This is a genomic window from Brevibacillus sp. RS1.1 (assembly GCF_013284365.1).
In the GTDB taxonomy this organism is placed as follows: Bacteria; Bacillota; Bacilli; order Brevibacillales; family Brevibacillaceae; genus Brevibacillus; species Brevibacillus brevis_D.
The window spans coordinates 98,278-118,839 of record NZ_JABSVA010000012.1 but is presented as its reverse complement, the minus strand read 5'-3'; the positions used below and the strand labels follow the sequence as shown (position 1 = coordinate 118,839).

23 protein-coding genes are annotated in these 20,562 nt (G+C 47.0%); 15 read left to right on the top strand and 8 right to left on the bottom strand.

Annotated elements, in window-relative coordinates; translation table 11 throughout:
• Positions 1-22 precede the first annotated feature (22 nt).
• On the bottom strand, positions 23-517 hold the full coding sequence (locus tag HP570_RS26055) for a GNAT family N-acetyltransferase (protein ID WP_173627624.1): 495 nt from the start codon (positions 515-517) through the stop codon (positions 23-25).
• A gap of 108 nt (positions 518-625) precedes the next feature.
• Between HP570_RS26055 and HP570_RS26050 the strand changes: the two genes are divergently transcribed.
• Positions 626-847, top strand: a complete 222-nt coding sequence (locus tag HP570_RS26050) for a hypothetical protein (protein WP_173627623.1) — start codon at positions 626-628, stop codon at positions 845-847.
• 107 nt (positions 848-954) lie between these two features.
• On the opposite strand, the gene HP570_RS26045 is transcribed toward HP570_RS26050, so the two are convergent.
• Positions 955-1,836: a YitT family protein gene (locus tag HP570_RS26045; RefSeq protein WP_087342436.1), complete on the bottom strand. Its 882-nt coding sequence runs from the start codon at positions 1,834-1,836 to the stop codon at positions 955-957.
• A 242-nt stretch (positions 1,837-2,078) separates the two neighbouring features.
• Between HP570_RS26045 and HP570_RS26040 the strand changes: the two genes are divergently transcribed.
• Together HP570_RS26040 and HP570_RS26035 are read left to right on the top strand one after the other, a co-directional pair.
• On the top strand, positions 2,079-2,567 hold the full coding sequence (locus HP570_RS26040) for an SRPBCC family protein (protein ID WP_012684679.1): 489 nt from the start codon (positions 2,079-2,081) through the stop codon (positions 2,565-2,567).
• On the top strand, positions 2,531-3,292 hold the full coding sequence (locus HP570_RS26035) for a DUF2625 domain-containing protein (protein WP_309139215.1): 762 nt from the start codon (positions 2,531-2,533) through the stop codon (positions 3,290-3,292). The genes HP570_RS26040 and HP570_RS26035 overlap by 37 nt, the downstream gene beginning before the upstream one ends.
• Positions 3,293-3,329: 37 nt before the next feature.
• Here HP570_RS26035 and eutH read toward each other — a convergent pair whose 3' ends face one another.
• The 3 genes from eutH to HP570_RS26020 all read right to left on the bottom strand — a co-directional run bounded on the left by eutH (position 3,330) and on the right by HP570_RS26020 (position 6,023).
• Positions 3,330-4,601 carry an ethanolamine utilization protein EutH gene (eutH, locus tag HP570_RS26030; RefSeq protein ID WP_173627622.1) on the bottom strand — a complete coding sequence of 424 codons (1,272 nt, stop codon included), beginning with the start codon at positions 4,599-4,601 and terminating at the stop codon, positions 3,330-3,332.
• 375 nt (positions 4,602-4,976) lie between these two features.
• Positions 4,977-5,177, bottom strand: coding sequence for a cold-shock protein (locus tag HP570_RS26025; RefSeq protein WP_007725380.1), 201 nt, complete (start codon positions 5,175-5,177; stop codon positions 4,977-4,979).
• Positions 5,178-5,423: 246 nt separating this feature from the next.
• Complete coding sequence (locus HP570_RS26020) at positions 5,424-6,023, bottom strand: nitroreductase family protein (RefSeq protein WP_173605762.1); 600 nt, start codon at positions 6,021-6,023, stop codon at positions 5,424-5,426.
• Between the two features lie 207 nt (positions 6,024-6,230).
• Between HP570_RS26020 and HP570_RS26015 the strand changes: the two genes are divergently transcribed.
• Positions 6,231-6,593, top strand: a complete 363-nt coding sequence (locus tag HP570_RS26015) for a VOC family protein (protein WP_012684683.1) — start codon at positions 6,231-6,233, stop codon at positions 6,591-6,593.
• A gap of 53 nt (positions 6,594-6,646) precedes the next feature.
• Here HP570_RS26015 and HP570_RS26010 read toward each other — a convergent pair whose 3' ends face one another.
• Positions 6,647-7,432 carry a class I SAM-dependent methyltransferase gene (locus tag HP570_RS26010; protein WP_173627621.1) on the bottom strand — a complete coding sequence of 262 codons (786 nt, stop codon included), beginning with the start codon at positions 7,430-7,432 and terminating at the stop codon, positions 6,647-6,649.
• A 149-nt stretch (positions 7,433-7,581) separates the two neighbouring features.
• Between HP570_RS26010 and HP570_RS26005 the strand changes: the two genes are divergently transcribed.
• Positions 7,582-8,244: a futalosine hydrolase gene (locus HP570_RS26005; RefSeq protein WP_173627620.1), complete on the top strand. Its 663-nt coding sequence runs from the start codon at positions 7,582-7,584 to the stop codon at positions 8,242-8,244.
• Positions 8,241-9,086 carry a 1,4-dihydroxy-6-naphtoate synthase gene (locus tag HP570_RS26000; protein ID WP_173627619.1) on the top strand — a complete coding sequence of 282 codons (846 nt, stop codon included), beginning with the start codon at positions 8,241-8,243 and terminating at the stop codon, positions 9,084-9,086. Before HP570_RS26005 ends, HP570_RS26000 begins: the two co-directional genes overlap by 4 nt.
• A 62-nt stretch (positions 9,087-9,148) precedes the next feature.
• Here the strand turns inward: HP570_RS26000 and HP570_RS25995 are convergent, their stop codons facing one another.
• Positions 9,149-9,685, bottom strand: coding sequence for a superoxide dismutase family protein (locus tag HP570_RS25995; RefSeq protein ID WP_173605767.1), 537 nt, complete (start codon positions 9,683-9,685; stop codon positions 9,149-9,151).
• 63 nt (positions 9,686-9,748) lie between these two features.
• Positions 9,749-9,991: a GNAT family N-acetyltransferase gene (locus HP570_RS25990; RefSeq protein WP_012684688.1), complete on the bottom strand. Its 243-nt coding sequence runs from the start codon at positions 9,989-9,991 to the stop codon at positions 9,749-9,751.
• A gap of 262 nt (positions 9,992-10,253) precedes the next feature.
• Here HP570_RS25990 and HP570_RS25985 point away from each other — a divergent pair, with 262 nt between their 5' ends.
• The 9 genes from HP570_RS25985 (at position 10,254) to HP570_RS25945 (ending at position 20,502) form a co-directional block, all read left to right on the top strand.
• Complete coding sequence (locus HP570_RS25985; protein ID WP_173627618.1) at positions 10,254-10,931, top strand: response regulator transcription factor; 678 nt, start codon at positions 10,254-10,256, stop codon at positions 10,929-10,931.
• Positions 10,928-12,331: a sensor histidine kinase gene (locus tag HP570_RS25980; protein ID WP_173627617.1), complete on the top strand. Its 1,404-nt coding sequence runs from the start codon at positions 10,928-10,930 to the stop codon at positions 12,329-12,331. Before HP570_RS25985 ends, HP570_RS25980 begins: the two co-directional genes overlap by 4 nt.
• A gap of 150 nt (positions 12,332-12,481) precedes the next feature.
• On the top strand, positions 12,482-13,570 hold the full coding sequence (locus HP570_RS25975) for a Fe(3+) ABC transporter substrate-binding protein (protein ID WP_173627616.1): 1,089 nt from the start codon (positions 12,482-12,484) through the stop codon (positions 13,568-13,570).
• Positions 13,571-13,572: 2 nt separating this feature from the next.
• The gene (locus HP570_RS25970) at positions 13,573-15,228 is read left to right on the top strand and encodes an ABC transporter permease (RefSeq protein WP_173627615.1); all 1,656 of its coding nucleotides are present in this window, start codon (positions 13,573-13,575) and stop codon (positions 15,226-15,228) included.
• Positions 15,225-15,866, top strand: coding sequence for an ABC transporter ATP-binding protein (locus HP570_RS25965; protein ID WP_142498280.1), 642 nt, complete (start codon positions 15,225-15,227; stop codon positions 15,864-15,866). The genes HP570_RS25970 and HP570_RS25965 overlap by 4 nt, the downstream gene beginning before the upstream one ends.
• A gap of 135 nt (positions 15,867-16,001) precedes the next feature.
• Complete coding sequence (locus HP570_RS25960) at positions 16,002-16,727, top strand: DsbA family oxidoreductase (protein ID WP_173627614.1); 726 nt, start codon at positions 16,002-16,004, stop codon at positions 16,725-16,727.
• A 161-nt stretch (positions 16,728-16,888) separates the two neighbouring features.
• On the top strand, positions 16,889-18,415 hold the full coding sequence (locus HP570_RS25955) for a YcdB/YcdC domain-containing protein (protein ID WP_173627613.1): 1,527 nt from the start codon (positions 16,889-16,891) through the stop codon (positions 18,413-18,415).
• The gene (locus HP570_RS25950) at positions 18,390-18,971 is read left to right on the top strand and encodes an RNA polymerase sigma factor (protein WP_173627612.1); all 582 of its coding nucleotides are present in this window, start codon (positions 18,390-18,392) and stop codon (positions 18,969-18,971) included. The genes HP570_RS25955 and HP570_RS25950 overlap by 26 nt, the downstream gene beginning before the upstream one ends.
• Positions 18,955-20,502: a YcdB/YcdC domain-containing protein gene (locus tag HP570_RS25945; protein ID WP_173627611.1), complete on the top strand. Its 1,548-nt coding sequence runs from the start codon at positions 18,955-18,957 to the stop codon at positions 20,500-20,502. Before HP570_RS25950 ends, HP570_RS25945 begins: the two co-directional genes overlap by 17 nt.
• Positions 20,503-20,562 lie beyond the last annotated feature (60 nt).

The following is a 20,562-nucleotide window of genomic DNA, read 5'->3' as shown; positions in this document are numbered from 1 at the left end:
CGCTGTCCCTTGGCTTTTTCTACTATGGGCTCGAAATGAACGTTTGTATGACTTTGCCATCCGCTTGACGCTCTTCATAGTGATTGGCTGTGTAATCGCGGATGCTCGCACGCCAAAAGCCGATGGCAGGCACGTTGTTTTCCAATTGAAAGACTTCCCAGGCACCCGGGAACATTTTGAAGATTTGATGGGAGACCGCTTTTCCGATCCCCAGCCGCCTGTAGCGTTTCATGATAAAAAATTCAGCAATGGAGTGGACCGATGGCAAATTTGCATCAGGGCTTGTGAGCATGCGGACGAGGACAAAACCAGCGAGCTTACCATTAACCTTAATGAAAAAGGGATGGCGCTCTGATTCGACCCAATACTTCTCAAAGTAGTCGTAGCCAAACAAGCCGTTGTCATCTACTTCGAAAGGCTCAAACTCAGTGAAGTCGTACGTATACAGCTCCAACAGTTGCTTGAGAGCGTGCTTCTGTTCAAAAGGAACTCGTTCTATCGAGAATGCTTGATTCACTGAGAAAACCTCCTTTTTCTTGAGATATAGGAGTATCGTACTTTATTTTGAATTCTGGCATTATTGAAAGAGAAGGTGTTTGATTCATGAAAGAAAAAGCAATAAATTATGGTTCCGAATGGTGACGGAGAAAAACAAGATTTGTTTATTAGTTTCAACGGAAATCAAACATCGATTTTTGTAAAAGATGAAGAATTAATGTTTATTGATGAAAGTACAAAAGGCAGTTATACAACGAGTGATACTTTTGAAAATGTTGTATATGAGGGAACATTACGTAATCTTACCCATGCTGAGATGTTAACTTTAAAAAACAATAATTTTAGATAGACAAAAGAAAGTCTTCGAAAATATTACCATATATTATTAACATACAAAAAATACCCTATAGACAGACGTTCCCCAACGCCCACTCTATAGGGTACACTTTTTTCCCTTTAATGAATCGCGTTCTTCTTAAACTGCCCACCGCGCACATCGTGAATATTGCCGACAGCCAGGAAGGCATTCGGGTCCACTTCTTCCACGATCAGCTTCAGCTTGGCTTCTTCCAAACGCGTAATGATGCAGAAAATCACTTTCTTGTCGTCTCCGGTATAGCCGCCCTCACCATTCAAATAAGTAACGCCACGGCCCAGACGAGCAACAATCGCATCTCCCAAATCCTTGTGATTGTCGCTAATGATCCATACGGCTTTCGACTCCTGGAAGCCTTCGATGGTCAGATCGATCATTTTGAATGCAATGTAATAGGCGATCAGCGAGTACATCGCGCGATCCCAACCGAATACAAATCCGGCACTGCTCAAAATGAATAAGTTCATGAACATTACGATCTCACCAACGGAGAATGGAGATTTCTTGTTAAGCAGTACAGCGACGATCTCTGTACCGTCCAGAGAGCCTCCATAACGGAGAACGAGTCCTACACCAATCCCGAGAAGTATGCCGCCAAAAACAGCTGCAAGCAGGGGATCATCCGTTAGCCCTTTGACAGGATGAAGCAGTGTCGTTCCGATTGACATGATCGTAACCCCGAAGAGGGTTGATAGTGCAAACGTTTTTCCGATTTGCTTGTACCCTATGATCAAGAAGGGCAGGTTAAGCACAAACAGGAAAACGCCAAGAGGGATTCCAGACAGATGCGAGGTAATAATCGAGATACCTACGATTCCACCGTCGATAATATTGTTCGGTACGAGAAAAATCTCGAGCGCTACCGAAAACAGGGAAGCACCAATTAGGATACCGAAGACCCTCTTGAGCAATTTTCCAATGGGTAATTTCTGATGAGCCGATTTAGCAAGTGGTTGTTCCATCGTTCCTCTCCCCATTGTGAAATTTTTTACTTACTCAACTATTATAGCATTCATTCTTATGCGATTACTGCATAATTACACTTTTAAGTAAAAAATATTCCATTCAGACTTGTTCAGACTCAATTATACGCTTGAAATCTCGTTCGGGCGTGAATGTTGAGGATAGCGAGTGTTCTGTATTGACTGGTTATACAGAAATTGCTATTTTCAAACTGTTAGGAAAATAGTTAGGGGGATGTTCCATGGGTTTCTTGAAAGCGGAGATAGAAGTATCATCATCTATAGAGCTGGTTTGGTGGGCATGGACACGAAAGGAACGGCTAGTTCAGTGGTTTGCGCCTGATGCAACGATTGAGCCGTACCTGGGCGGAGCCTATGAATTGTACTTCAACCCAGCCAATCGCGACCAGATGGGGACGAAAGGTTGCATCATTACCCATTTTGAACCGAAGGAGCGCCTGGGCTTTACATGGAAGGGACCAGATGAATTCGCAGATACCATGAATCACGAGGATGCTTTGACATATGTGCTTGTCACCTTGTCTGAAACAGCGGGGAAAACGCAAGTATTGGTCGAGCATTTCGGTTGGAAAGAGGGAGAGGAGTGGGAAAAGGCTCGGGGCTGGCACGAAATGGCTTGGTCTCATGTGTTGGGTAGCCTGAAGTCTGCACTTGAATCGGGCAAAGGGGATCTGTGCTGCTCTCCACAGGCTGCTGCCCATCAAGGGTAGATGTTGAGGATTCATCCGTCAGTCATGGCGAGCTAACAGCATCCAAACTATTGTTTATTTTGGCGAGATTGGAGACTGAAATGAAAAGCTTCGAGGAATTGTATTGCGAAAAGGATTCAGCAATGGATGAAATAAAAAAATGGCAGTCAGCATCAGAGCGGAAAATTACTCTTCTTCCAGTTGAACTGGAGAAAGGGAAAAAACAGCTTGTTGATTTACAAGTGACGACGAGGTCAACGCTAGGTGCTGTTGCTTTTGAAACAGGCGGGATTCTGATTCACCAAGGCTGGCTAAGGATTCTAGGGTCTGGCCATCCTCATTTGCCGCGTTCCATCACTTCTTGGAACCAGCAATGTGCCTTGAACCGGATGCTGCTGGTAGCAGACGATGTCATAGGGGGATTCTTTGCGATCAATGGTGGAATGTTTCCGGATTCGGTAGGCGGTATATGGTATTTCGCTCCGGATAGTCTTGCGTGGGAGGATCTTGAAATTGGCTATACCGACTTTTTGCACTGGGCAATGACCGGGGATATCCATACGTTTTATGAGACATTTTTCTGGACGGATTGGGAGAAGGACGTTTCCGAGCTAAAAGGCAATGAAATGTTCGCAATCTATCCTTTTTTGTGGTCAAAAGAAGCTCGTGAATTAACGATGGATGGGTGCTCAAAAAAGCCGGTACCTGCATTGGAAATTTGGGAGATGAGCAAGAACGGTGTGTAAAGGAAAGAGCGGCCCACGAAGGACCGCTCTTTTACTTTTATTGTTTGGTTGCTGCAACTTCAGCTTGAGCGTTGTGAGTATCCAGATACTCATCTGGTCCGATAATTCCAGCAGCACGATCTTGTTTTTCCAGTTCAAGGGCTTTCGGTACGGAGAGCCAGTAAGCAAAAGCAATCCCGATAATACCTGCACCCAATTTACCGAGCATGACCGGCAAGATAATGTTTGGTTGGAAGTTTGCCGAGAAGGACAAGTGGTCACCTAGCAAGAAAGCGGAACAAACCCCGAAGGAAATGTTGATAACCTTGTCTTTAGGCGGCATGGAACGAATGAGACGGAACATCGCCAGGATGTTTGCACTCGTTGCGAGCAAGCCTGCACTACCAGAAGGGCTCATGCCAAGCTTATTACCCAATACTTCGAGTGGCTTCGCTGCATATTTACGCAGCATGTAAACCATTGGGAACGCACCTGCGAGCATGATACCGATGTAACCAGCGGTCTCCAACGCACGGTATTGGTCAGTTGGATCAGCGATGATCGGATCGAAGCCCCAAGCTCCGAAAATCTTTGTGAAGATGCCAGTAAAGTGTTGCACGATCGAGAAAACGAGTACGAGCTTGATAGCTGCATCCATTGTCTTTCCGAAAATCATAAAGCCTTTAATCATCAAGTCTGGCAGGAAGCGCAGACCAGCAGCAATCGCTAATACGAAGAACAAAATTGGTGAAAGGTTCAACAGTACCTGTCCGAAGCCAATGGCAAAAGCATAAGTCGATTCAGCGTTCGTCGAGATTTCATTGCGAACCTCTGCATTTGTCAAAACGAGAATGGAACTGGAGATAAAAGCACCGATCGGAACTGTCAAAATACCGGACATTACGCCAAGCGCCATGTATTTATGATCGCGCTTGTCCAACATAGCAAGTCCCATAGGGATGGAGAACACGATCGTAGCACCGGCCATCAGACCGACGATCATCGCCATAATCCAACCTTCTGTGGAGGTCTTCAGGAGGTTTGCCAACTGATAGCCACCCATGTCAGATGCGAGAATCGCAGTTGCGGCAATTGCAGGATCTGCTCCAATTTTGTTAAAGATGGGTGATACCGCTTTTTCTACGAACCAAGAGATGTACGGGAGGGACGCCATAATACCGGCGGCAGGAACGAAGATGTAACCTGTTGAGTGAATCCCTTCCATGAACTCCTTACCGAGACCCTCATCGCTGTTGCGGATCGCGGCAATGGCACCAATTACTGCACATAACATGATGATGTAAATAATGACGCTTCCAATGTGCTCCATGGATATCCCACCTTTTTGCGGATGTAAACAATAAAAGCACTTAGGATCTCATTAAATAAATGAGTGATACCCTAAGCGCCTTTGCTTACTTTTATGAACTTGTTTACAGGTAATGGTAATAACAGCCAACTGGAACCGCTTTCATAGCTCGTTAAAAATAAACGGAAAATACATGTCGCGTTTATTCCTATGTGTACATTCTGAATATTTTATGCTAGAAAGCGCCGTTGCTTTACTCTGCATTATAAAGAGATTATATGGGGAGGCATGGCTAATGTCAACTGCCCATTAGGAACAAAGAACGAATTATGTGAGGAAAAAGATGTGGAAAAAAAAGCCACCCTTGTTATTCGCAAGGGCAGCTTTATGTGTAATTTACAGTTTTGTTACGTTCTCAGCTTGTGGACCACGGTTGCCTTCAACTACGTTGAATTCTACGCGTTGGCCTTCTTCGAGGGTTTTGAAACCGTCGCCTTGGATTGCGCTGAAGTGAACGAATACATCGTTTCCGCCTTCAACTGCGATGAAGCCATAACCTTTTTCTGCGTTGAACCATTTAACTGTACCTGTTTGCATGGGTGTTACCTCCAACAAAATAAAATGAATATGTAACTTTTATTTATATAAAATAAAATTCACACATTGTAAAAGGTTCAAACATAAGTGTAAACCCTTTACAATATGTGAACGCTTTAAATAAGAATCTTTTGTTTAAGCTAATACTATCACAGACGACAGAGGAAAGCAATCGCTCAATACACGAAAGGACGGCCCAAATAGGAAATTCTGAGCCGTCCATTACAGACATGGAACAAAAGTTACTTAGGAAAAGAACTTCACTCTCTCATCCAACGGTTGGAATTGTTTTTCGCCTGGTTGAGCGGTTGGTTTGCCAAAAGGCATTTGTGCTCTCAGCTTCCATTCGTTAGGGATCTTCCACGTTTGTTGGACTGCTTCATCGATGAGTGGATTGTAATGCTGCAAGGAAGCACCGAAGCCCTCGGTTTCCAACGCAGTCCACACAACATACTGAAGCATTCCGGAAGATTGCTCGGACCAAATCGGGAAATTATCTTTGTACGCTTCGAATTGCTGCATGAGGTTTTGGACGACGCTTTGGTCTTCAAAGAAAAGAACAGTGCCGTATCCGCTACCGAAGGCGTTCATTTTTTCTTCCGTGGCTCCGAAATTTTCAGCGGGAACGATTTTACGCAGCGTTTCCTTGGTAATGTTCCACAGCTTATCGTGCTCCGCACCCAAGAGGACAACAACGCGAGCGCTTTGGGAGTTGAATGCCGATGGGGTGTACTTTACTGCTTCCTGCACGATTTCTTTAATACGGTCATCAGATACAACGTTTTCCTTGCTGATCCCATAGTACGTTCTTCTGTCTTTTACGGCTGCAATAAAATCCTTACCCACTTTGCATTCCTCCTGCAACTTGTTTTTACACTAACATGATGCATTGAAAGGGAGAAGCTTATTCAATGCTTTGTTTCTTACATTTCGTAATTAAATATAAAATCGCGCGCAACCATTGTCAACATTTGGGTTTGCTGATAGCGATAAGTAAACTTTTTTTCGGTTAAAATGGGATGATAAATGCTCGAATTAGTTAAGGAGGATATTATGATTACCAAAATGGCAACGGTAGCTGTTTACGTAGAAGATCAGCAACGCGCTAAAGTGTTCTGGACAGAGAAGGTTGGATTTGAGGTCAAGCAAGAGCACCCGATGGGACCAAACAGCAGTTGGCTGGAGGTAGGACCAGCAGGTGCCCAGACTGCTTTGGTGCTCTATCCGAAAAGTATGATGAGCAACTGGCAGGAACAAAAAGCCTCGATCGTTTTTGAATGTACAGAAGTTGAAAAGACGTACGAAACGATGCGGGCGAACGGCGTTGTTTTTCAAGGAGAACTGAACAAGATGCAATGGGGGACCTATGCGACTTTTCAGGATGAAGACGGCAACAGCTTTTTGCTAAAAGGATAAGAGTAGTGACGACCTCTGGCCAAATACGGCTGGAGGTTTTTTAATAAGACGAATTAAACAATCGCCCGAACGAGGTAATACATATGCGTAGTGGGCAGACCGTCAGAAGTCGCATAATGGTCAAAAATCGGCAGAACACTGTCCATGTGTTGTTCGATGGCGGACGTGAGAATAGTGGGACTTTGCCCGAAGCAACGCATACGAATGACATCAAGTGGGGTCTGAAAATACTCGGTGGCAATCACCGTCTGAATATCCACTCGCTGGAAAGTAGCTTGTCTAAGTCTCTCCTGCAGATTTTGCAGGATCGGGGTGTCTGCTGGACGTGAACCAAATAAATGAGGAAACCATTCGAATAATTCGGCGAAAAATTGATCGCCCGGATGTAATCCGATGAACGAGCCTCCTCTTTTGACGACACGTGCTATATCTGGATAGGCGGAGGTAGGTCCCTTGCGATTGTAGGCGCAATCGAACGTATCGTCATGGAAGGGGAGGGTATATTTCGTATTGGTAACAACGAAGGAGACGTTTTCGGGTGTTTGCATACGGGCCTTTTGCACAAAGTTTTCTGTCACATCCAAGCCGACGATTTCTTTGGCAGAACGGCTCCAGTGCAGTGTGAATGCACCGTGCCCGCAGCCGATGTCGAGAACGGATTGATTCGGAACCTGACGACTAATTTCTTCCATAAAAAGCGACTCGCCATTCGGTTCCGTAATGGTAGAGCGCCATGGGTATACATATTCACCAGTCATTTTGCTCAACTGCGTGTACCAGGCCAAAGAGTGGGGGGAGAGCCAGTCAGGATGGGTGTTCGGATTCGGTGGATAAAGCATGATCGGTCACCTCTCATCTAGCGAAAATGCACAACAGGATTCATTGTAAGTATTTTCCTGTCTTTTGACAAACTCTTTAAACGGCTTTACACGAACGAAAAGTAGCGATAACGTGGAAGGTGGAAAGCGATTGAAGGGAGACAGGGCAAATGATTTTGTCACAACAATATAGAAGCATTCTGGTCGTGACCTCCGTTGACGCAGAACGGGATGCAGTGATGCGCGGCATTCAAGGAGATGAGCGATTCACTGTCATCGCTGGGGGAGTAGGGCCCGCAGCAGCCGCAGCGAGTACAGCCAGAGAGCTTGCTTGCGCGGATTACGATCTGGTCATTTGTGCAGGAATATGCGGTGGATTCGTAGGGCAAGCAGAGATTGGGTCACTGGTTGTCGCAACAGAGATTATTTGTGCAGATTTAGGGGCAGAAACCCCTGAGGGCTTTTGCAGTGTGGACGAGCTGGGATTTGGATCAGCGAAAGTAAGTGTTGACCAGGAGTTGGTGGAACAGCTGACCAATTCGATGAAAGCGGCAGGCTTGGTTGCCAAAAAAGGCATCGTCCTTACACTATCCACCGTGACGGGAACAGCGGAAACAGCGGCGGCTTTGGCGCAGCGGATGCCAGACGCGCTAGCTGAAGCGATGGAGGGGTATGGCGTTGCAACTGCTGCCCAGGCTGCCAGACGACCTGTTCTGGAAATTCGCACGGTATCGAATGCAATTGGACCGCGGGATAAATCTGCTTGGCGGATAAAAGATGCGTTGGAATCTCTAGAAAAGGGAAGCTCTGTACTACTGGAGGTACTATCATGAAAATTGCATTTTCACCATGTCCGAATGACACTTTTGTTTTTCATGCCTGGGCACATGATTTGATTCCGGGAGCGCCAAAACTCGATATTATGTACGCAGATATCGATATTACGAATACACTTGCTGCACAGGGAGAAGGCCCTGAAGTAATGAAAATCTCCTATGCGGCATTGCCATGGGTGATGGACAATTACTCGCTGCTCCCTTGCGGCGGTGCACTGGGCAGAGGATGCGGGCCACTCGTTTTGACCCAAGGAAATTCTGGCGAGAGTGCGAACGATCCAGCACGCCTGTCCAACAAACGTGTAGCGGTTCCAAGTGAGCGCTCCACAGCTTATTTACTGTTCAGGCTCTGGGCTGCACAAAATGTCCCAGGTGGTGTAGGGGAGATCGTCGTCATGCCGTTTCATGAGATTATGCCTGCTGTACGTGACGGCAAGATCGATGCAGGACTCGTGATCCACGAGGCGCGTTTTACGTATCAAAACTACGGGCTGTCGCTTATGACTGACTTGGGCAACTGGTGGGAAGCTGATACCAGCTTGCCAATTCCGCTGGGTGCCATCATCGCGAAAAAATCAATGGATATCGAGGCTCTGACCAATTGGACGCGCTCCTCTGTGGAATATGCATGGGCGAATCCGACCGCATCACAAGAATATGTCATGTCCCATGCCCAAGAGCTATCGCTGGAGGTAGCGCAAGCGCATATTAACTTGTACGTGAATGAGTTTACGAGAAATTTAGGAAATGATGGTTATGCAGCTGTAGAGGCATTGCTCGGTCGTGCAGCCGAAGAAGGGCTTGTCCCAGCATTTGATTTGTCGACATTACGACGCTAGCTAATTCAATAATGCGAGGGGGCAGCTTTCAGAGTTGCCCCCTTTTTCTGTTCGAGTGAAGCTTATCCAGCGTAGATCAATCCACATGCCAGGCGTTTTCCGCTATTTCCTGCCGGCTGTGAATGGAAATCATCCGGACTTTGATGGATGATCACGCTTCTACCGACCACATCGGCTGCACTGATTTTGTTTGTGAAAAAAGTCATTCGTGCATAGCCGTCATTGGAAAACAGTACGGGGAAGTCACCAACATGGTTGCCATGTGGTTGTTGTGTAGGGTTCCAATGACTGCCTGCAGCCGTAAAGGGATCTTTCGGATTTCCTACCGTGCAGACGCCATGCTCATGCAAATGAAAACCAAATGGCCCAATTTGCGGCTGATTGCCAGTGGCCGGCTGGAAAGCGGGGAGGCCACTGACTTCCACGAATACGTCGGTGCCGTAGGGGACATCGGTAAACACAATGTAGCCGTGCAGATCCGGTGCCAGTGGACCACCCTGAATTTCGGCAAAAGATTGTCCCGTTCTCCGTCCATGTTGTGAGGACACGGCTTGCAAGTCATATTCATAGGGGTATTCATAAGGCTGATATCCGTGCATGCTATACACCACCTTACTTCATGAACCAGTTTGACATATTCTATGTAAGTGGTGGGCGGATGGTTACTGGGCTGGGTAGGAAAACCAAGCGATTTCATAACGATGCGAGAGATGCAGTCCAGCCTTTTCAGCCGTTTTTTGCGAAGCGATATTCGAATCCATACAATCCCACCACACAGTGGCTGCTTCCTGATGAAGCCGATTTTTCAATTGATAAGCCAGCGTACTAGACAAGCCTTTTTGACGATAAGGCTCTAGTGTTTCAACGCCGATGGCATGAGTCGACTGTCGGGATGATCTACCCAAAGCAACCCGGGATGATTGCCTGCGACCACACCTGCAAACATCACATCGTTTTTATCATGGAGAAGCTGCCCTGCCAACTGTTGGTTTCCTTTTACGAGGTACAAGTGAATCCACTTCCTTTTAAAAAGTTCTACATGAGCATAAGTAAGTATTTACCAAACGAAGAGGAAGTTCCTTTTCCCGCCTGAACATTGACGCTGATAATTATTTTCATCTACAATCAGGTGGAATTCCCCAGAATGGGAAAAAGGGTGGGCAAAACGTGAAAAGAGTGTTGCTGATAGAAGATGAGATCAATATGGCCCGATTTATTGAACTGGAGCTTAGCTACGAATCGTTTGCGATTACAGTCGCGCATGATGGACATAAAGGACTCGAGCTCGCTTTACAGGAAGACTGGGATGTCATATTATTGGACGTCATGCTTCCGGGGCTTGATGGTATTGCGGTTTGTCAAAAAATACGCAGCGTGAAAAAAACGCCGATTATTATGCTGACAGCCAGAGACAGTATTACGGACCGCGTCTCGGGCTTGGACAGTGGGGCCGATGATTATATTCCGAAGCCCTTCGCGATCGAGGAGCTGTTGGCACGTATTCGCGTTGTGTTTCGCCGTCAGGAAGAACAGGAGAATGTCCCCCGAACCATGCTCGCGCACAGAGGGCTGGTGGTCCAAATAGAGGGACGTATCGTAACCAAAAATAATCAACCTGTTGAGTTGACCAAAAGAGAGTATGATTTGCTCGTGACGTTCATGAAAAACATCAATCGAGTCCTGCCTCGTGACGTGCTGCTCGATACCGTGTGGGGATTCGAGGCGGCTGTCGAGACCAATGTTGTCGATGTGTACGTTCGATATTTGCGCAATAAAATCGATTCCCCCAATGAGGACAGCTATATCTCGACTGTACGCGGGATTGGCTATGTAATGCGAAAATGAAAGGACCATCGAGATTTTTACAGCTCCCGATCAAATGGAAGCTGACACTCTGGTCGTCGCTTCTGCTTTTTCTTGTATTCATCGGCTATAATAGCTTTCAATATTTTTTTGTAGAGAAGTGGATGTTTAATCAGGAACAGCAGGTTGTGCAACAGACAATGCGAGAATTCCTCAACTACGCGCTGGAAAAAGAGCAATCTTTTGAGGGCGAGGACCTCACAGAGCTGCGCAGCTTCTTGGAGAAAATTAATCAACGAAACCAGATGATTCGCATTCTGGACGAAGAGGGTAAACCGATTGTTGTCGTATCGGAAAATTTTCAAGATATCACACTGCCACCGCTTCCACCTGTTCAGTCGATTCGCACCCAGACCCAAGAAGTGCGTGGTGACCTGTTGATCATGAGCAGTCCGCTTACGATCTTTCAATTTAACGGGACAGTGATGATTCTGAAGAATATGAAAGAGTTTGAGCAGTTGAGTGGTGCGCTCTTTCAGGTCATGGCAATCGGGTGCTTGACCGCTGTGATCATAAGCGGTCTGGGTGGAAGATTGCTCGCGAGGCAGTTACTTAGGCCCCTGCAATCGATGAATGAAACAATGAGCAACGTCCGGCAAAAAGGATTCCATGAACGTGTGCAGTTTCACGATAATCAGGATGAGATTGCGACCCTGATGAAAATGTTCAATAAAATGATGGATCAGGTGGAGCGTTCCTTTTTGCAGCAGAGACAATTCGTCGAAGATGCCTCACATGAGCTGCGGACGCCGATCGCGATTATCGAAGGGCATCTGGGAATGCTCCGGCGCTGGGGCAAAAATGATCCGGCTGTTTTGGAGGAATCCTTGCAAACATCTGTTCAAGAGCTCGCCAGACTAAAAGGACTGGTGCAGGAGCTGCTCGTTTTGACGAGAGCGGAGCATGTGGAGGTAGAAGAGGATGTTGCGCTCCATGATCCGGATCGAGCCGTCTGTCACATGGTCAAGAAATTTGCCATGATTCAGCCGACATTTACGATTGAGCAAGAGCTTGGTCCTTTGGGCGGAGAAACCTTAGCCATATCGGAAGAACACCTGGAGCAAGTGCTACTGATCCTTTTGGATAATGCGGTCAAGTATTCCGGGGAGAGCAGGAGAATCTGTGTGAGGGCCAAGTTGCAAGATAAGGTTGCCTGTATGGAAATCATTGATGAAGGAATCGGCATACCCGAGCGGGACTTGCCGTATGTCTTGGACCGATTGTATCGGGTAGACAAAGCAAGAAATAGCGGGGAGAGCGGGTATGGACTCGGGCTTGCCATCGCCAAACGATTGCTGGCACGTTACAACGGAAGTATAACGATTCAGAGTGTGGAGCAGAAAGGCACGACTGTGACTGTTTTTGTGCCGCTTCGTCGGTGAATTTCAACCGATCCACATCTCGCTAAAAATAATTGGGGATGTTTTTTTATTTTCACAGCATTTTCTCATTTTTGTTCGTTACAATAAGCCTTGTCAATTGGCAATGATATTCATTATCAACAATCAGTGCGATAGAGAGGGAGAATCAAAATGAGAAAAAAATCGATGCTGGCGGTCATGCTGAGTACGATGCTGACGCTGCCAATACTTGCTGCATGCGGAAACGGTGCGAATACTGCCCAGCCGCAAACAGAAGCGCCAAAGGCACAAGAGCCGGCTGCTACAGAGCAAGTCGTCAACGTATTTACTGCGCGCCATTACGATATTGATAGCAAACTGTTCGCAGAATTCACGAAGCAAACAGGCATCAAGGTAAACGAAGTGAAGGGTACAGCAGAAGAGCTGGTTGAGCGTTTGAAGCGTGAAGGAGAGAGCTCCGAAGCGGATTTGTTCATCACGGTTGACGGTGGTGTTCTGAACTACGCGAAGCAAAATGGCGTTCTGCAACCGATTCAATCTGCTGAAGTAGAGAAAAACGTACCGAAAGAGCTGCGTGATCCTGACAATCAATGGATCGGTATGGCTACCCGTGCGCGTGTAATCGTCTATGCAAAGGATCGCGTAAAGCCAGAGCAGCTGTCTACGTATGAAGATTTGGCTACAGATAAATGGAAAGGCAAAGTATTGGTACGCTCTTCTTCCAATCTGTACAACCAGTCACTCGTTGCTTCTTTTATAGAGCTGAATGGCGAGCAGGCTGCTTTGGATTGGGCAAAGGGTCTGGTAAACAACTTCGCGCGCAAGCCTGAAGGTGGAGACCGTGATCAGGCAAAAGCTGTCGTTGCCAAAGTCGGTGACGTTGCGATCATGAACACCTATTATGTTGGACAAATGCTGAATTCTAAAGATACAGAGGAAGTAAAAGTCGCGCAAAACATCGGCGTTTTCTTCCCGAACCAAGAAACGACAGGCACACACTTGAACATCAGTGGTATTGGTTTGACCAAGCACGCGAAAAACAAGGACAATGGCGTGAAATTGATTGAGTTCGTCACAGGGAAAGAGGCTCAAACGATGCTGACAAACGGAAGCTACGAGTTCCCTGTCAATGCAGAGGCTGACAAGCCTGCTCTTTTGAAAGAGTGGGGAGAATTCAAAACGCAAAAGCTCGACTTTGCTAAGCTCGGCGAGTATAACAAAAAAGCGGTAGAACTGCTAAATCAAGCAGGTTGGAAATAAGCATGACGGGAGCACTTTTGCGTAGAAGCCTGAGACGAAAACTGAACGGGTGGGTAACGCTGAGCGTGATAGGGGCCTTTTTGGCCCTTCTCCCGTCTCTTTATATTTTTTTCGGACTCTTTCAAAAACAGAATGAAAACTGGCAGCATATTCAAGAGTATATGTTGCTGGATTACGCGCTGCAGTCGCTATGGCTCGTGCTCGGTACCGGAGCCTGTACGATCATCGTAGGTGTGAGCTTGGCTTGGCTGGTCGCTGCTTACGATTTTCCATTGCGTCGCTTCTTTTCATTTGCTTTTGTACTGCCGCTGGCGATTCCTCCGTATATCGCAGCATACACGTACGGCTCCATGCTCAGCTACACGGGGAGCATTCAGACGACTTTGCGTGAAACATTCGGGTTGACGCTCGATCAACGCTACTTTGACATCATGTCGATGAAGGGCGCTATTTTTATATTTACGCTCTTTTTGTTCCCGTACGTCTATTTGATTACGAAAACCTTTCTTGAAAAACAGAGTGCGGTGTTCATTGAAAATGCCAGATTGCTCGGAAAAAACCAAGCGCATATCTTTTTTCGCATCGTCCTGCCTATGTCACAGGCAGCTATTGTGGGTGGCGCGAGTCTGGTGGCATTTGAAGTGCTCAATGATTTTGGAGTGACGAAGCATTTTGGGATTCAGTCTTTTACAGCGGCGATTTTCAAGACGTGGTTTGGCATGTATGACGTAGAATCGGCCATTCGTTTGTCCGCCTGGCTCATGACCTTGATTATCGGGATCTTTATCGTCGAACGACTCGTGCGTAAGCGGAAAAAATACAGCTCGCCTACGAACAGGAGCACGCCGCTCACACGCAGAAAATTGCGCGGAATCCCGATGTTCGCTGCTGTAATCTTCGGATTGGTTATTGTTACATTTTCATTTGTGATCCCTGTTGGGCAGTTGATTGTCTGGGCAACGTGGACGTATGGGGAAGTGTTGAATGAGACCTTCTGGAAGCTCTTGAGCAATACGCTGTTCATCTCCTGTATCTCAATCACTATCTTGATGCTGCTCGCCGTAACTGTAGCGAATGTCATCCGATTCTCCCGAGGCTCGATATTCGCTGTGGCACTGACGCGCTTGATTTCCATGGGCTATTCCATTCCGGGCGCAGTCTTGTCCATCGGGGTGATGGCGGTGGTGATGTCCGTAGATAAAGAACTGGGTTCCTTCTATAGCTGGCTGGGCTTAGGCGCCAACAAGCTGGTACTCAGCATGTCCTTGTTCATGCTGACGTTTGCCTACATCATCCGCTTCCTTGCTGTCGGATTTAATGCAGTCGAAGCGGGGTTTGAGAAGACGGGAAACCGTTATTCAGAAGCGGCACGTATGCTCGGGATGAGCATGACACGAACCTTTTTTAAGGTGGATTTGCCATTAATCAAAGGGGCTGTGTTCACTGGTTTTATCTTGGTGTTCATGGAAATCGTGAAGGAATTGCCGCTTACCTTGCTCCTTCGTCCCTATAACTTCGAGACGCTGGCGACCAAAGCTTATCAATATGCGAGCGATGAACAAATTCATCAGGCCGCGATTCCTTCGCTCTGTATCATTGCAGTGGGGATCGTCTCCGTTATTTTCTATCACTGGTTAGGAGAGAGACAGGCAAAATGACTTTTTTTGAAGTGAAAAACCTGACGTTTGGCTATGCAAGCGGGAACGGCAGCGTTATCCGGGATTTTTCCTTGCAGATGGAGCAGGGGGAAGTAGTCGGGCTGCTCGGGAATAGCGGTTGCGGAAAAAGTACATTGCTTCGCTTAATAGCCGGACTGGAGTCCCCGAAGAGCGGACGCATCCAGATCGATGGAAAGGTGTTGGTCGATCAGGGGCAGTTTGTGGAGCCAGAGCAACGCGGGATCGGCATGATTTTTCAGGATTATGCGCTGTTTCCGCATTTGACTGTTGAGCAAAACATCTTGTTCGGTCTGCATCGATTGTCCAAAGCAGAGCGTATAGTTCGATTGAAAGAGATGCTGGTACTCGTGCAGCTCGAAGGCTATGGCAAGCGATATCCACATGAGCTGAGCGGGGGACAGCAGCAGCGTGTCGCATTTGCGCGTGCACTGGCACCTAGACCGGCTATCTTACTGATGGATGAGCCGTTCAGTAATCTGGATGCCGAGCTGAAAACGAAAATACGCGATGACTTGAAGCAAATGCTGCGAGCTGCCAAGATGACTTCGATCCTTGTCACGCATGACAAAGCAGATGCGGAAACGATTTGTGATCGCATCATTCGCATGACTCGCTAAGGGAAATGTGCAGCTTTCAACCTCCAAAGTGCATAGTCGTACCCAACGTTGTTGTATAATGTGCATACGACGAATTTTGCAGTGTGCGGTCTGCTGTCTTTTGGTCAGCACCGTTCATATAGAGGAGGATGGAACATGAAAATTGAAATTTGGTCTGATTTTGCCTGCCCGTTTTGTTATATCGGAAAGCGCCGTCTGGAAGGAGCGCTGTCTCAATTTCCGCATAAGGATCAAGTAGAGGTCGTATATCGTAGCTTCCAGCTCGACCCGCAGATGGAACGCGATACCGATATGGACATGCATGAAGTACTGGCAGCCAAGTATAGCATTCCGCTCGAACAGGCGAAGGGGATGAATGACCAAGTTACCCAAATGGCAAAAGGTGTCGGTCTCGACTATCATTTTGACACGATGATTCCGACCAATACATTCGATGCACATCGCTTGACGCACTTTGCCCATGCACAAGGAAAAATGAAGGAAATGAAGGAGCGACTGCTGAAGGCGTACTTTAACGAGTCGCTCCATCTCGGAGACCACGAGGTGCTGGCACAGCTTGCTTCTGAGGTAGGCTTGGACAAGGAAGCGACGCTCGCCATGTTGGCAGGAGACGAATACAGAGAGCAAGTACAGGAGGACAAACAAAGAGGCAACGATTTGGGTGTCACGGGTGTACCGTTCTTTGTCATTAATAACAAATATGCAGTCTCTGGCGCGCAGCCAGGTGAAGTCTTTTTGGGTGCATTGAACCAGGTATGGGAAGAAGAAAGCGCAACTCCTGCTCTGAAATTCGTACAGAACGACGAGAATAAAGACGAGCAATCCGGCGACAATTGCGCAGATGGCTCCTGCAAAATATAAGGTTTAACCAGACTGCAACCGATTCCAAATAAGGAGTCGGTTTTTTTATGGGAAAAATTTCATTTATCCTGAAACAAAAATCGACCTCATTCGAATAATGGTCAGAGAGTAAACAACGGAGATACCAGCTACCTAAAAATAGAGCGAGTGAGGGATAAAACATGAATAAATGGACGAAAACCGTATTTGCAATCATGACAGCGAGTCTGGCTGTAACGGCACCGATCAGTTCTATGGCGGCAAAAGAATCGAACGTAACGGTTCTGGGGGAGAGCAAAGGTGATGGCGCAATCGATGAGAAGCTGATCAAGAAAATCGAAAAGTCTGTTGAGAGACTCGTTCAAATTGTGCCTTATCTAAAGAACTATCCAATCACCGAATTGGAGATGAACGCAGAGACATCCCGGATTGAAGTGAAAAAGTATCAAACGAAGGAAAAGAAAGCCCCCTTTGTGAGCTTGCATGTCGATCAAAACACAGGTGAAATCAAATTTTTCAGCCACATCACAGGCAAAGGAGGTTTCTCCTCCACCTATCCCTTAGAAGATGCGAAGAAAAGGGCAACGGAGTTCATGAAGCAATGGTATGGCGAGGACATGGCAGACTATCAGTTGGACGAGGAAGCCTCCAATCGGAATTCTTCCATTTTGTTTCGCAAAAGGGTAAATGGGATTCCGTTCCGCAATGACACACTGAATTTCGCCATCAATAGCGAAGGACAAATTCAGCATCTGGCAAGAGGCGACGGGTATGCGGAGCCAGTGGAAATGGAACAGGACATCAGCAAAATTCAATTCGCTGATCCCAATAAGGTTCATCCAAAAGAAAAGGTTGAAGCGATGTTTGCATCTGCTATGAAGCCTTACTACGGACAAAGTGCAGATGGGCAAAGCTACAGGTTCTTGTACGCTCCTTCTCACGAGGGAATTAATGCGAGCCGCGGAGCTGAGCTGTCCGCCAAACAAAACGACAAAATCATTCAGTTCCAACCAAAAGCGAAGCAAACGATCATCAAGTCAAAAGAGGAGGCAGCAGCTTTCTTGGCAGCTCAGACAGGATACAATCCCACAAAAGGGCGTGGAACTTTTCAAGAAGAAAGCAATCCGAAAACTGGAATCACCAACTATTTGTGGATGACGGAGGATGAGGTCATCGCCAATATCTTCTTCGAAACCAAGACAGGAAAGGTAACGAATTATCAAGTATTGGATACAAAGCGGAAAAGTGCGGCAGACAAAAAGCTGAACGAAGAGCAGGCGCTAAAAGCAGCCGTGGAAGCCATGTCTGAGTTCCTTCCTCTCACCGATAAAGAAATGGTCATCACTGCTAATCGATATGAGCGCGATCAAAATTTGTTCAAATTTGATTTCACCATGCTTCATCAGGGGTATCCGGTAGATGGTATGCTTCGACAGGCGCACGTAGATGCAGCCACAGGAAAAGCGACTTTACTGGATTTGAGAGTCTCTCAAACGATCAAGCTGCCGGATATCAAGAACGCCATGACAAAAGAAGAGGCAGCTAAGAAGTTTCTTAAAAAATATCCAATGAAGCTGTATTACTCCTTGGATGAGGAAAATAAAAACATCGCCGAGCTCGTTTATATTTCTCCACTCGTTTCTAACGAAGAAATCGATGCGCTAACCGGGGAGTTCTATACCTATGGAGAAGAGGGAGAATCCGAGTAAGAAAGGGGGAAGCCTGTTGTCTGGGGAGTTAACGGAACAAATCGGGGTTATTTATGAGGCTCACTATGATGACATCTACTACTTCTTGCTCTACTTTACGGGCAGACAAGAAGATGCAGAAGACATGGTGCAGGAAGTATTTTCACGACTATTAAAAATACTGCCGAGGTATGATGGTCGAGTCGCAATGAAGACATGGCTTTTTTCCATCGCAAAGCATGTCGCGATTGATCATTACCGCAAGCAAAAGTGGCAGCGCTTGTTCTCAGACAACTGGTTGGCCCTCATGAAGTCTACGGAGGGTCTTCCAGAAGAGGAGTTTGCCACAAAAGAAGAGATGCATAGTATTCAACGGGCTTTGCAAAAGCTAAAGCCCGATCAGCGTATTATTGTGATTTTACGATACATAAAGGAGTACAGCGTCAAGGAAACAGCAGAGATTTTGGGGTTTCCGGAGACAAAAGTGAGAGTGGACTGTCACAGGGGACTAAAGGCGTTGCAGAAAATACTTGGCAACGCTTGCGAGGAGAGGATTGCCAATGAGTTTGCCAGATGAAAACCACGTGATCGAATTACTGAAGCAAGTCAGGCAGGAGAGCATCCCACCTCGTCAAGTGTGGAAGCAGATGGGCAAGGAAAGGCTCATTCGTGAGGCGTATCACAAGCAGCAGTCAGCGAAGATCAAGCGAGTTGTGGCCGGAGCAGGTTCTCTTGCAGCAGCCGTATTCATGGGTGTTTGGCTGAGCTATGATTCACCGCTGAAGTCATCTGTTGATAGGCAAACAACGATCTCACCTCCAGCCGCCATATCAGCTACGCCTTCTCTGCCAGTTGAAAGCAAGGCCAAGCCACAGCAGGAGCAGGAAGCTACCCCAAAGGTAGACAACAAAATCGTTCAGAACCAAACGGTTACACGTGATGCTTCACAGCCGCAGTCCGTAGCCAAGGAGTCTGCAACGAACTCAACAGATAGGAGCCAACCCACAACAACACGAGAGAAATCACCATTGGAACATCAGGCAGAGGCATATTTGCAAAAGAAGCTGGGAGCACAGAGCAAACAGTTTGAAGTAGATTATATTCACTCGAATTTGGCACAAGGAGAAGTAGCTTTTCGCAAAATCATCAATGGCATTCCTCTTCAGGAGAATAGCGCGACGGTCCGTATCTCCCCAAAAACAGGGGAAATGACCTTGTTTCTTTACCCTGATTTCGAAGATAGTGGGGGAGCATCTCAGTCTGCCAATCGGGACGGGATGATCGACAAAAAGAAGGCCGCCCAACAGCTGGGGAGTACGCTTCGCCTCGTTTATGCAGGAAAGAAACAACCAGGGCTTCAATATGTAGTAGTATCAGATGTTTATGTGAACGCGAAAACAGGCACGCTGATCAGCCAAGCGAGAGCAGAGAAAAAGTCCGTTGCTGTTTCGGGACAAGGAAAACCACTCATACTGAAAACTTCTAATGAAGTGGCAGAGCTGCTTGAACGCAAGTTGGGCATAAAGGTGGAACAAAAAGCATTCATCGGTGTAAATCCGCGTGGTATTTCATACTCTTGGAACGATGGGCAGGGCAACGGCATTTCCGTTGAGACAACAGATGACGGAGCGTTCCTCGGGTTTTCACGGATGGCTGCAAATGAACGTAAGAACCAACGTGAAATGACCTACGAACAGGCACAAACACTGGCGATAGCCCACCTGGAGAAATTCCTCCCCACCGATGTTCGTGAGCTGTCATTGGAAGCGTCGCAAGAGTTACCTAGCACCATTCAGTTTACCTTTGCTCCGAAGGTCAACGGGATTCCCGTCATGGAGCATCCTTATAAAGTGTCGGTCGAGCTGGCTAGCGGGCTTGTTACCGAGCTTACGGGCAACTTTTCGGATTTATCATGGATACAGATTGATCAGACAGCAAAAACGCTCTCCAAGGAAGAGGCACTGGATCAATTTGTGCAACATGCTCCACTGGAACTCGTGTACTTGCCAGCAGAAAAAGGGGCGGAGCCAGTGCTTGCTTACCAAATCCGCCGGGATTCAGAACAGCCATGGGCAATAGAAGCCACGACAGGTGAGGTCATCAACTAAAAAGCCCGCAACGAACCTCCATGAAAAGATGCTTCATGGAGGATTTGCTTTTTTACTGGT

Bases quoted from the DNA above. Each gene is read 5' to 3' on its own strand.
- HP570_RS25995 (WP_173605767.1), bottom strand. From the start codon at position 9,685: ATGCACGGATATCAGCCTTATGAATACCCCTATGAATATGACTTGCAA.
- HP570_RS25965 (WP_142498280.1), top strand. From the start codon at position 15,225: ATGACTTTTTTTGAAGTGAAAAACCTGACGTTTGGCTATGCAAGCGGG.
- HP570_RS26050 (WP_173627623.1), top strand. From the start codon at position 626: ATGGTTCCGAATGGTGACGGAGAAAAACAAGATTTGTTTATTAGTTTC.
- HP570_RS26045 (WP_087342436.1), bottom strand. From the start codon at position 1,836: ATGGAACAACCACTTGCTAAATCGGCTCATCAGAAATTACCCATTGGA.
- HP570_RS26025 (WP_007725380.1), bottom strand. From the start codon at position 5,177: ATGCAAACAGGTACAGTTAAATGGTTCAACGCAGAAAAAGGTTATGGC.
- HP570_RS25970 (WP_173627615.1), top strand. From the start codon at position 13,573: ATGACGGGAGCACTTTTGCGTAGAAGCCTGAGACGAAAACTGAACGGG.
- HP570_RS26015 (WP_012684683.1), top strand. From the start codon at position 6,231: ATGATTACCAAAATGGCAACGGTAGCTGTTTACGTAGAAGATCAGCAA.
- HP570_RS26000 (WP_173627619.1), top strand. From the start codon at position 8,241: ATGAAAATTGCATTTTCACCATGTCCGAATGACACTTTTGTTTTTCAT.
- eutH (WP_173627622.1), bottom strand. From the start codon at position 4,601: ATGGAGCACATTGGAAGCGTCATTATTTACATCATCATGTTATGTGCA.
- HP570_RS25945 (WP_173627611.1), top strand. From the start codon at position 18,955: ATGAGTTTGCCAGATGAAAACCACGTGATCGAATTACTGAAGCAAGTC.
- HP570_RS25975 (WP_173627616.1), top strand. From the start codon at position 12,482: ATGAGAAAAAAATCGATGCTGGCGGTCATGCTGAGTACGATGCTGACG.
- HP570_RS25950 (WP_173627612.1), top strand. From the start codon at position 18,390: ATGGAGAAGAGGGAGAATCCGAGTAAGAAAGGGGGAAGCCTGTTGTCT.
- HP570_RS25955 (WP_173627613.1), top strand. From the start codon at position 16,889: ATGAATAAATGGACGAAAACCGTATTTGCAATCATGACAGCGAGTCTG.
- HP570_RS26040 (WP_012684679.1), top strand. From the start codon at position 2,079: ATGGGTTTCTTGAAAGCGGAGATAGAAGTATCATCATCTATAGAGCTG.
- HP570_RS26010 (WP_173627621.1), bottom strand. From the start codon at position 7,432: ATGCTTTATCCACCGAATCCGAACACCCATCCTGACTGGCTCTCCCCC.
- HP570_RS26005 (WP_173627620.1), top strand. From the start codon at position 7,582: ATGATTTTGTCACAACAATATAGAAGCATTCTGGTCGTGACCTCCGTT.
- HP570_RS25960 (WP_173627614.1), top strand. From the start codon at position 16,002: ATGAAAATTGAAATTTGGTCTGATTTTGCCTGCCCGTTTTGTTATATC.
- HP570_RS25980 (WP_173627617.1), top strand. From the start codon at position 10,928: ATGAAAGGACCATCGAGATTTTTACAGCTCCCGATCAAATGGAAGCTG.